This is a genomic window from Streptomyces albidus (ex Kaewkla and Franco 2022), from assembly GCF_013870515.1.
Taxonomy (GTDB): Bacteria; Actinomycetota; Actinomycetes; order Streptomycetales; family Streptomycetaceae; genus Streptomyces; species Streptomyces albidus.
This window is the reverse complement of sequence record NZ_JACBXA010000240.1, coordinates 1-8,939: the sequence shown is the minus strand read 5'-3', so window position 1 is coordinate 8,939 and position 8,939 is coordinate 1. Positions and strand designations below refer to the sequence as shown.

The following is an 8,939-nucleotide window of genomic DNA, read 5'->3' as shown; positions in this document are numbered from 1 at the left end:
GCGGACGCCGCGTCCGCTATCACATCGGGTGTGAGCCGGGTCAGGTCAACGGCCGCCGATGGCGCGGGTCCCGCTGCGCGGGCTGACCTGATCCCCTGAGCGGCGGGGCGCGTTCTCACGGTGCGACACCTGGCCGGAGGCGGATGCCGATGCCGGGAGTGTCCCCGGCGCGGCGACCGACGTCCGCCCGTGGTGCCGCCGTCCCATGAAGGCACGGAGTCCCGTGGCCCGCGACGTCCTTGAACGGACGTCGTCCGAACGGCCCCGCGAGCCGACTCCGCACGCCGTGACTCACACACAACTTCTGCAAGGAGCACGTCGGATGTCCGACTTCTTCATTCCCGACCCCGAAGGCAGGGTGCCGGACGCCGAGGGGTACTTCGGCGCCTTCGGCGGCAGGTTCATCCCGGAGGCGCTCGTCGCCGCCGTGGAAGAGGTGGCCGTCGAGTACGAGAAGGCGAAGGCCGATCCGGCGTTCGCAGCCGAGCTCGAAGACCTGATGGTCAACTACACGGGCCGGCCCAGCCCGCTGACCGAGGTGCCGCGCTTCGCCGAACATGGCGGCGGCGCACGGGTCTTCCTCAAGCGCGAGGACCTCAACCACACCGGATCGCACAAGATCAACAATGTGCTCGGTCAGGCCCTGCTGACCAAGCGGATGGGCAAGACCCGCGTCATCGCCGAGACCGGAGCGGGACAGCACGGCGTGGCCACCGCCACCGCCTGCGCGCTGTTCGGTCTCGAATGCACCGTCTACATGGGCGAGATCGACACGGAACGGCAGGCCCTGAACGTCGCGCGCATGCGCATCCTGGGTGCCGAGGTCGTGCCCGTCACCTCTGGCAGCCGGACCCTCAAGGACGCCATCAACGAGGCGTTCCGCGACTGGGTCGCCAACGTCGACCGCACGCACTACCTCTTCGGCACGGTCGCCGGACCGCACCCCTTCCCGCAGCTCGTGCGGGACTTCCACCGCGTGATCGGTGTCGAGGCGCGCCGCCAGATCGTGGAGCGCGCCGGACGGCTGCCGGACGCGGTGGCCGCCTGCGTCGGCGGCGGTTCGAACGCCATCGGCATCTTCCACGCCTTCCTTCCGGACGCGGACGTGCGTCTTGTCGGCCTGGAAGCGGCAGGGCACGGCGTGGACTCGGGTGAGCACGCGGCCACGCTGTCCGTCGGTGAGCCCGGCATCCTGCACGGTTCGCGCAGCTTCGTACTGCAGGACGACGAAGGGCAGATCACCGAGCCGTACTCGATCTCGGCCGGCCTGGACTACCCGGGGATCGGCCCGGAGCACGCGTATCTGAAGCAGTCCGGGCGCGGCGAGTACCGCCCCGTGACCGACGACGAGGCCATGCGCGCGCTGCGCCTCCTGTGCGAGACCGAGGGCATCATCCCGGCGATCGAGAGCGCGCACGCGCTCGCCGGCGCCCTCGACCTCGGCAGGGAACTGGGCCCCGACGGGCTGGTGCTGGTGAATCTCTCCGGCCGCGGCGACAAGGACATGGACAGCGCAGCGCGTTACTTCGGGCTGTACGACGAGGGGGCGGACAAGTGAGCGGACCGGCCACCGGCAGCATCGAGCTGCTGAACTCCGTGCTGGACGGGGCGCGGAAAGAGAACAGGGCGGCGCTCGTCGGCTATCTGCCCGCGGGATTCCCGACGGTGGAGGGCGGGGTGCAGGCCTGCATCGCGCTGCTGGAGAGCGGCTGCGACGTGGTCGAGGTCGGGCTGCCGCACAGCGACCCCGTGCTGGACGGCCCCGTCATCCAGACCGCGGACGACATCGCGCTGCGCGGCGGCGTCCGCATCGCCGACGTGATCCGCACCGTGCGTGACGCGCACGCGGCCACGGGCAAGCCGGTGCTGTGCATGACGTACTGGAATCCGGTCGACCGGTACGGGGTGGAGCGCTTCGCCGCCGAACTCGCCGAGGCGGGCGGCGCGGGCTGCATCCTGCCCGACCTGCCCGTCGAGGAGTCGGAGGCCTGGCGCAAGGCCGCCGAACAGCACGGTCTGGCAACCGTGTTCGTGGTCGCGCCCAGCAGCAAGGACGAGCGGCTGGCGAAGATCACCGCAGCAGGCAGCGGCTTCGTCTACGCGGCCTCGCTCATGGGCGTCACCGGCACACGGGTGTCCGTGGGCAGGGAGGCGCAGGACCTGGTGGCCCGTACGCGGGCGACGACGCAGCTTCCCGTGTGCGTCGGGCTGGGCGTCTCCAACGCCGAACAGGCCCGGGAGGTCGCCGAGTTCGCGGACGGCGTCATCGTCGGCTCGGCCTTCGTCAAGGAACTGCTGGCACATCCGGACGACCTCGAGGCCGGTCTCGCAGCCGTACGGACGTTGACGGGCCAGCTCGCCGAGGGTGTGCGCCGACGCACGTCCTGAGCCTGCACGTGGCCGGTCTCGCAGCCGTGCGGATGTTGACGGGGCAGCTCGCCGAGGGTGTGCGTCGACGCACGTCCTGAGCCTGCCCTCGGCCGGTTGAGGCGGAACCCCTCCGCGGGCCCGCGGAGTTGCAGGCCGCGCCGGCGCGGGACGGACAGCCACGGTTGTCCGTCCCGCGCCTCGCTCTTTCGGGCGAAACGTGCCAGAAGTACGCACGCCTCCCGCCCTTCCGTTCGTTGGCCCACGGTGTGATGAACCAAGAAGGTCGACAGGGACGGCGCTCCGCCACGGAGCGGATGCGGGAACAGCGCGACAAGGAGCGTGCGTCCGGCAAGCGCACCAGGAACCTGAAGGCGGGAGGCGTCGTCGTGGCGCTGCTCGCGGTCGCCGGTGTCGTGGGCGCCGTGATCAACCAGCAGAGCGGTGAAGGCGGCGACACGGTCGACACCAAGCCGATCACGGTGGGGACGAAGAGCGCCCCGGCGAAGCTCACCGTCTACGAGGACTTCCGCTGCCCGGCCTGCCGCCAGTTCGAGCAGGAGTTCCGCAGCACCATCCGGGGCCTGGAGAAGAAGGGCAAGCTCAAGGCCGAGTACCACCTGGTCACGATCATCGACGACAACATGGGTGGTTCGGGCTCGCACAGGGCGGCGAACGCGGCGATGTGCGCGAAGGACGAGGGCAGGTTCCGCGAGTTCCACGACGTGCTGTACCGCAACCAGCCCGGTGAGCAGGACGACGCCTTCGCGAGCGACAAGACCCTCATCAAGCTCGCCGGGAAGGTGAAGGGCCTCGACGGCCCGCGCTTCCGCAAGTGTGTGACGAAGGGCACTCACGACGCCTGGGTGCAGAAGACCGGCGCCGCCTTCAAGAAGTCCGGACACCAGGCGACGCCGACCGTCCTGCTTGACGGCGAGAACGTCTACGGCAACAGGACCGAGCCGCTGACGACGCAGGGGCTGAAGAAGATGGTCGAGGCGAAGAGCTGACTCCCGCGCTCCGGTGAACACGCAGCGTAGGGGCGCCGGCGGTCTCTCGCTCCGTTCACCCGGCACCCGCCGGTCCCGCCCGGAGCGGCTCCCGGGCGGGTGCCGGGGCCTTGATCGTCCGATCGGCCGTTATGGAGCTGTTGCACAGAGTGCATTGCCGATGGTGAGTCCCGGCAAGGTACCGTCGGCATCGCCATGGAGATCCTTGCATTCATCCCCAGTCCTTCGGCCGGCGAGATCCATCTCGGTCCGGTCCCGCTGCGCGGCTACGCCTTCTGCATCATCATCGGCGTCTTCGTCGCCGTGTGGCTCGGCGGCCGCCGCTGGACCGAGCGCGGCGGGAACGCCGGCACGGTCGCCGACATCGCCGTGTGGGCTGTGCCGTTCGGCCTCATCGGCGGACGCCTCTACCACGTCATCACCGACTACCAGCTCTACTTCGGTGAGGGCCGCAACTGGGTCGACGCGTTCAAGATCTGGGACGGCGGCCTCGGCATCTGGGGTGCGGTGGCCCTCGGCGCGCTCGGCGCGTGGATCGGCTGCCGCAGGCGCGGCATCCCGCTCCCCGCGTACGCGGACGCCGTGGCGCCCGGCGTCGCACTCGCCCAGGCCATCGGCCGCTGGGGCAACTGGTTCAACCAGGAGCTCTACGGCCGCGCCACCGACGTTCCCTGGGCCGTCGAGATCGACCCCCAGCACCGTCCGATCGACACCCCCAGCCTCGCCACGTACCACCCGACGTTCCTCTACGAGTCGCTGTGGTGCGTGGGCGTCGCGGTCCTGGTGATCTGGGCGGACCGCCGGTTCAAGCTCGGGCACGGCCGCGCCTTCGGCCTGTACGTCGCCGCGTACACCGTCGGCCGCTTCTGGATCGAGTACATGCGCGTCGACGACGCCCACCACCTGGCGGGCATGCGTCTGAACAACTGGACGTCGATCCTCGTCTTCGTCGCGGCTGTCGTCGGCATCGTGCTCTCCGCGCGCAGGAAGCCGGGCCGCGAAGAGGTCGTCGAACCGGCCACAGCCGACGACACCTCCTCCGGAGGCTCCGGCGACGGCAAGGACACGGCGAAGGCCGACGCGGACCCGCAGCCCGTGGCCCCGGGCTCCTCCGACTCGGGCTCCTCCGGCTCTTCCGAAGCGGGTTCCTCCCCGGGCTCCTCCAGCTCGGGCTCCTCCGACTCCGACGAGGACGAAGGCGCCCGGTCGGCCAAGTCGACCAAGGTGACGGCACCGGAGAAGCCGGCCGGAACGTCCTGACGCCCTGCCGCTGACGGCTTCGTGCCGTCAGCGGCGGCGCCTGGCGAGCCCCAGCGTCCGCTGCGCGCCCGCCACGACCGCCGCGTCGACGAACCGTCCGTCCGGGAGCGCGAGTGCTCCCTCGTCCGCGGCGGCGGCCACCATGATCTCCTCGGCCGCCTCGATCTCCCCTCGCGAGGGGAGATAGGCCCGCTCGATGACCTCCAGCTGGCACGGGTGGATTGCCGTACGCCCGAGGAAGCCCAGGCTGCGGCCCTCGGCGCAGGAACGGGCGAGCCCCTCTGCGTCGTGGATGTCCGGGTAGACGGACTGCGGCGGGGGAGCCAGCCCCGCCGCCCGTGCGGCGACCACCGCCCGGCTGCGCGGCCAAGCCAGTCCGGCCTCGCCGGTCACGCCCAGCACCGCGCGCAGATCGGTCTCACCGAGTGCGATGCCGCGGACCGACGGGTGCGCGCCGGCGATCGCGAAGGCGTTCTCGATTCCCAGGGCGGACTCGAGCAGTGCGTACAGGCCGGGGACACCGGCGTCGCCGCCTGCGTCCTGCGCCCACCGTGCGACCTGGACGACATCCGGGACGCCGTCCACCTTCGGCAGGCGCAGACCTGCGAGACCGGGCAGCGGAGCGAGCGTCTCCACCTCGGCCCTGACCAGTGGGCCTCCGAGAGCGTTGACGCGCACGTGCACGGGGACGGGGCCGGGGCGCGGCTCCGAGAGGAGTTCGGCGGTGGCGTGCAGCGCGTACGACTTGCGTCCGGGCGCGACGGCGTCCTCCAGGTCGACGAGGACCACGTCCGCGCCGGAGACCAGCGCCTTGCGGACGACCTCCGGTCTGTCACCGGGAACGTAGAGCCAGGTCAGCGGGAGGTACGGCTCAGCGGAAGCCGGCTGGCCGCTCACAGCGCGCCCCCGTCCCGCAGCTCGGTGATCTCCGCCTCGCTCAGGCCGATCTCGGCGAGGACCGTCTCGGTGTCCGAACCGTGGGGGCGGCCCGCCCACTTGATGGCGCCAGGCGTCTCGGAGAGCCGGAAGAGGACGTTCTGCATGCGGACCGTGCCCAGCTCCTCGTCCTCGACCTCCGTGATCGAGCCGAGAGCCCGGTACTGCTCGTCCGCCATCACGTCGCGGATGTCGTTGACGGGCGCGACGGCCGCCTCGGCCCGCTCGAAGGCGGCGATCACCTCGTCGCGGTCGTGCCGCCCGATCCAGCCGCCGACCACCTCGTCCAACTCGTCGGCGTGCCGGGCACGGCCCGCTCCGGTGGCGAACCACGGCTCGTCGAGGAACTCGGGGTGGCCGACCAGACGCAGGACACGCTCGGCGACGGACTGCGCCGAGGTGGAGACGGCGAGCCACGCCCCGTCGGCCGTGCGGTAGGTGTTGCGGGGGGCGTTGTTGGCGGAACGGTTGCCCGTGCGGGGCTGCACGTGGCCGAGCTGGTCGTACCAGATCGGCTGGGGCCCCAGCACCGTCAGCATCGGCTCGATGATCGCCATGTCGATGACCTGGCCACGGCCCGTACGGTCGCGGCTGTGCAGCGCCGCCATCACGGCGTACGCCGTCGACAGCGCCGCGATGGAATCGGCGAGGCCGAAGGGCGGCAGCGTCGGAGGTCCGTCGGCCTCACCGGTGATCGCGGCGAAGCCGCTCATCGCCTCGGCGAGGGTGCCGAATCCGGGACGCCGGGCGTACGGCCCGAACTGGCCGAAGCCGGTGACCCTGGCCAGGACCAGGCGGGGGTTGGCGCTGGAGAGTTCGTCCCAGCCCAGGCCCCACTTCTCCAGCGTCCCGGGCCGGAAGTTCTCGATGATCACGTCCGATTCGGCGGCCAGCCGCAGCAGCACGTCGCGACCGCCGGGCGTGGATAGGTCGAGCGTGAGGTTGCGCTTGTTGCGGCCCAGCAGCTTCCACCACAGGCCGACGCCGTCCTTGGCGGGTCCGTGACCGCGCGAGGGGTCGGGCTTGTGCGGGTGCTCCACCTTGATCACGTCGGCGCCGAAGTCGCCGAGCATGGTCGCGGCGAGCGGGCCGGCGAACAGCGTGGCGAGGTCCAGCACGCGCAGTCCGTCGAGAGGGCCGGCGGACGGTGCCGGGGGTTGGGCGGGGGCTTCGTGCGTGAGCGAGTCGTTCATGAGGACGTGCGGCTTTCCTGGAGCGTGGCGGAGAAGGCGTCGGTCTCGGTGCGCCGAGGCATGGACGCCTGGGCGCCCGGACGTTGTACGGACAGGGCGGATGCCGCCGACGCCCAGGCCATGGCGTCTGGCATCGCCCGCCCTTCGCCGAACGCGACGGCGAGGGCGCCGACGAAAGTGTCGCCCGCGGCGGTGGTGTCCTCGGCCTTCACGCGGGGGGCGGGCACGTGTACGGGTTCGGCGTCGCGCACGGCGTACAGCGAACCCTCCGCGCCGAGCGTGACGACGACCTCCGGCACCAGGGCCAGCAGCGCGGCCGCCGCATCGCGCGGATCGGACTTGCCGGTCAGGACGGCCGCTTCATGCTCGTTGGGGACCAACAGATCGGTGACGGCGAGAAGTTCGGAGGGCAGCTGCTGTGCGGGGGCCGGGGTGAGCACGACGCGTACGCCGTGCTCGTGTGCGGCCCGCGCACCGGCGAGCACACCGGCCAGCGGGATCTCCAGCTGGAGGAGCAGCGCGTCGGCCGCGGCGATGCGCTGCTCGTCGCCGTCCGCCAGTTCCCGGACGGTGCCGTTGGCTCCCGGGACGACGACGATCGCGTTGCCGCCCTCGTCGTCGACGACGATGTGCGCCGTGCCGCTCTCCCCCTCGACGGTGCGCAGACCGCCCGTCTCGACACCGGAGTCCTCCAGCGCTCCCCGCAGCCGCAGCCCGAAGTCGTCGTCGCCGACGGAGCCGATCATCGAGACCGTGCCGCCCGAACGGGCCGCTGCCACAGCCTGGTTGGCGCCCTTGCCGCCGGGGACGGTGCGGAAGCGGTGGCCGGTGACGGTCTCCCCGCGTCGTGGGGCGGTCGCGACGTAGGCGACGAGGTCCATGTTGGTGCTGCCCAGTACCGCGATGGCCGGTGGTGGTGGCGTCTTGGGAGTCACAGCGCGGAGGTCTCCTGTCGGTCCGTTGTCGGGGCGGGGCGCGCGAGGTCGGCGGTGAGCTGCGCGAGAGTGTCGAAACCGACGCCGTCGAAGGCGCCGACGGTCGTCGACAGGCGGTTCTTCAGCGGCGCGGTCCAGCGGGCGGGAAGAGCGCCCGGCGCGCCGGCGAGCAGACCGGCGACGCTGCCGGCGGTGGCGCCGTTGGAGTCGGTGTCCCAACCGCCTGAGACCGCACGGCAGATGGAGCCCGTGAAGTCGCCGTCGGCGTGGGTGAGGGCGGCGCCGAGAAGTGCCGCGTTGGGCAGGACGTGCACCCAGTGGTGGTGCCCGTAGGCCTCGTGGAGCCGGTCGGCGACGGAGTCGAAACCGGCGTTCGTGCCCGTGGGTTCGGCCCGCGCCGTCTCGATTCCGAAGCGGACGGCGCGGGCGAAGCGGGAGCGCTCCGGCACGACGCTGAGTCCCGTGCGCAGGCACGTGTGGACGTCGGCCGCCCCACCCGCGGCCGCGGCCGTGACGGCGGCGACGAACATCGCTCCGTGGACACCGGCGCCGGTGTGGCTCAACGTGGCGTCCCGCCAGGCGAGTTCGGCGGCCGACGCGGGATCGCCGGGATGCGTCCAGCCGAAGACGTCGCTGCGGATCTGCGCACCGATCCACTCGCGGAAGGGGTTGCGGTGCGAGGCGGTGTGCGGGGGTTCGAGCCCGTCGAGGAGGTTGCGGTACGCGACGCGCTCCGCGGTGAACGTACGGCCCGCGGGCAGTTCGTCCAGCCAGAGCCCCGCGACGTCCCGGGTGTGGAAGCCGTGGCCGTGGCGCTGGAGCAGCATCAGCCCGAGAAGCGGGTAGTTGAGATCGTCGTCCTCGGGCATGCCGTCGATGTTCTCGGCGAGGGACGTGGGGGCGCTGCGCCTGTTCCAGGGATGACGTGCGGCGACGCCGGGGCCCAGGCCCACCTGTGTGAACCAGTCGTCCAGCGGCCAGTTGCCGGTGGCGCGGGCGACCTCGCGGATACCGGCGAGCGGCATCTTCTCGACCGGTTTCCCGAGCAGGCATCCGGCGGCCCGTCCCAGCCACGCCGCTTCCAACCGGCTCCGCAGGCCGCCGTCACCGTGCGGTTCGCCCTTGCTGTCCGCAGGTGTGGTGCCCGGTGGCGGAGGTGCGGGCCAGTCCGGGCAGGCCGCCTTGATGCCGGCCTCGTCCGTCGGCTCGTCGACGGCCAACGGCGAGGGAAGCAGGGC

The 8,939-nt window shown here is 71.8% G+C and carries 8 protein-coding genes; 4 read left to right on the top strand and 4 right to left on the bottom strand.

The features are described from left to right. The first annotated feature begins 322 nt into the window (after positions 1-322). The 4 genes from trpB (at position 323) to lgt (ending at position 4,637) form a co-directional block, all read left to right on the top strand. Complete coding sequence (trpB, locus tag H5J26_RS25110) at positions 323-1,558, top strand: tryptophan synthase subunit beta (protein ID WP_181768243.1); 1,236 nt, start codon at positions 323-325, stop codon at positions 1,556-1,558. Next, positions 1,555-2,388 carry a tryptophan synthase subunit alpha gene (trpA, locus tag H5J26_RS25105; RefSeq protein WP_181768242.1) on the top strand — a complete coding sequence of 278 codons (834 nt, stop codon included), beginning with the start codon at positions 1,555-1,557 and terminating at the stop codon, positions 2,386-2,388. The genes trpB and trpA overlap by 4 nt, the downstream gene beginning before the upstream one ends. Positions 2,389-2,639: 251 nt before the next feature. Continuing rightward, complete coding sequence (locus tag H5J26_RS25100; RefSeq protein ID WP_181768241.1) at positions 2,640-3,377, top strand: DsbA family protein; 738 nt, start codon at positions 2,640-2,642, stop codon at positions 3,375-3,377. A gap of 195 nt (positions 3,378-3,572) precedes the next feature. After that, complete coding sequence (lgt, locus tag H5J26_RS25095; protein WP_181768240.1) at positions 3,573-4,637, top strand: prolipoprotein diacylglyceryl transferase; 1,065 nt, start codon at positions 3,573-3,575, stop codon at positions 4,635-4,637. A gap of 27 nt (positions 4,638-4,664) precedes the next feature. On the opposite strand, the gene H5J26_RS25090 is transcribed toward lgt, so the two are convergent. From H5J26_RS25090 to H5J26_RS25075, 4 genes are all read right to left on the bottom strand, one after another. Next, positions 4,665-5,534, bottom strand: coding sequence for an HpcH/HpaI aldolase/citrate lyase family protein (locus H5J26_RS25090; protein WP_181768239.1), 870 nt, complete (start codon positions 5,532-5,534; stop codon positions 4,665-4,667). Then, positions 5,531-6,766 carry a CaiB/BaiF CoA transferase family protein gene (locus tag H5J26_RS25085; protein ID WP_181768238.1) on the bottom strand — a complete coding sequence of 412 codons (1,236 nt, stop codon included), beginning with the start codon at positions 6,764-6,766 and terminating at the stop codon, positions 5,531-5,533. The genes H5J26_RS25090 and H5J26_RS25085 overlap by 4 nt, the downstream gene beginning before the upstream one ends. Beyond that, complete coding sequence (rbsK, locus tag H5J26_RS25080; protein ID WP_181768244.1) at positions 6,763-7,647, bottom strand: ribokinase; 885 nt, start codon at positions 7,645-7,647, stop codon at positions 6,763-6,765. The genes H5J26_RS25085 and rbsK overlap by 4 nt, the downstream gene beginning before the upstream one ends. Positions 7,648-7,697: 50 nt before the next feature. Next, a partial coding sequence (locus H5J26_RS25075; protein ID WP_181768237.1) for an ADP-ribosylglycohydrolase family protein occupies positions 7,698-8,939 on the bottom strand: 1,242 nt, incomplete at its 5' end.

What these genes read in the sequence shown, in the direction of transcription:
- H5J26_RS25085 (WP_181768238.1), bottom strand. Translation starts at nt 6,766, where the DNA reads ATGAACGACTCGCTCACGCACGAAGCCCCCGCCCAACCCCCGGCACCG.
- trpB (WP_181768243.1), top strand. Translation starts at nt 323, where the DNA reads ATGTCCGACTTCTTCATTCCCGACCCCGAAGGCAGGGTGCCGGACGCC.
- rbsK (WP_181768244.1), bottom strand. Translation starts at nt 7,647, where the DNA reads ATGGACCTCGTCGCCTACGTCGCGACCGCCCCACGACGCGGGGAGACC.
- H5J26_RS25100 (WP_181768241.1), top strand. Translation starts at nt 2,640, where the DNA reads ATGAACCAAGAAGGTCGACAGGGACGGCGCTCCGCCACGGAGCGGATG.
- lgt (WP_181768240.1), top strand. Translation starts at nt 3,573, where the DNA reads ATGGAGATCCTTGCATTCATCCCCAGTCCTTCGGCCGGCGAGATCCAT.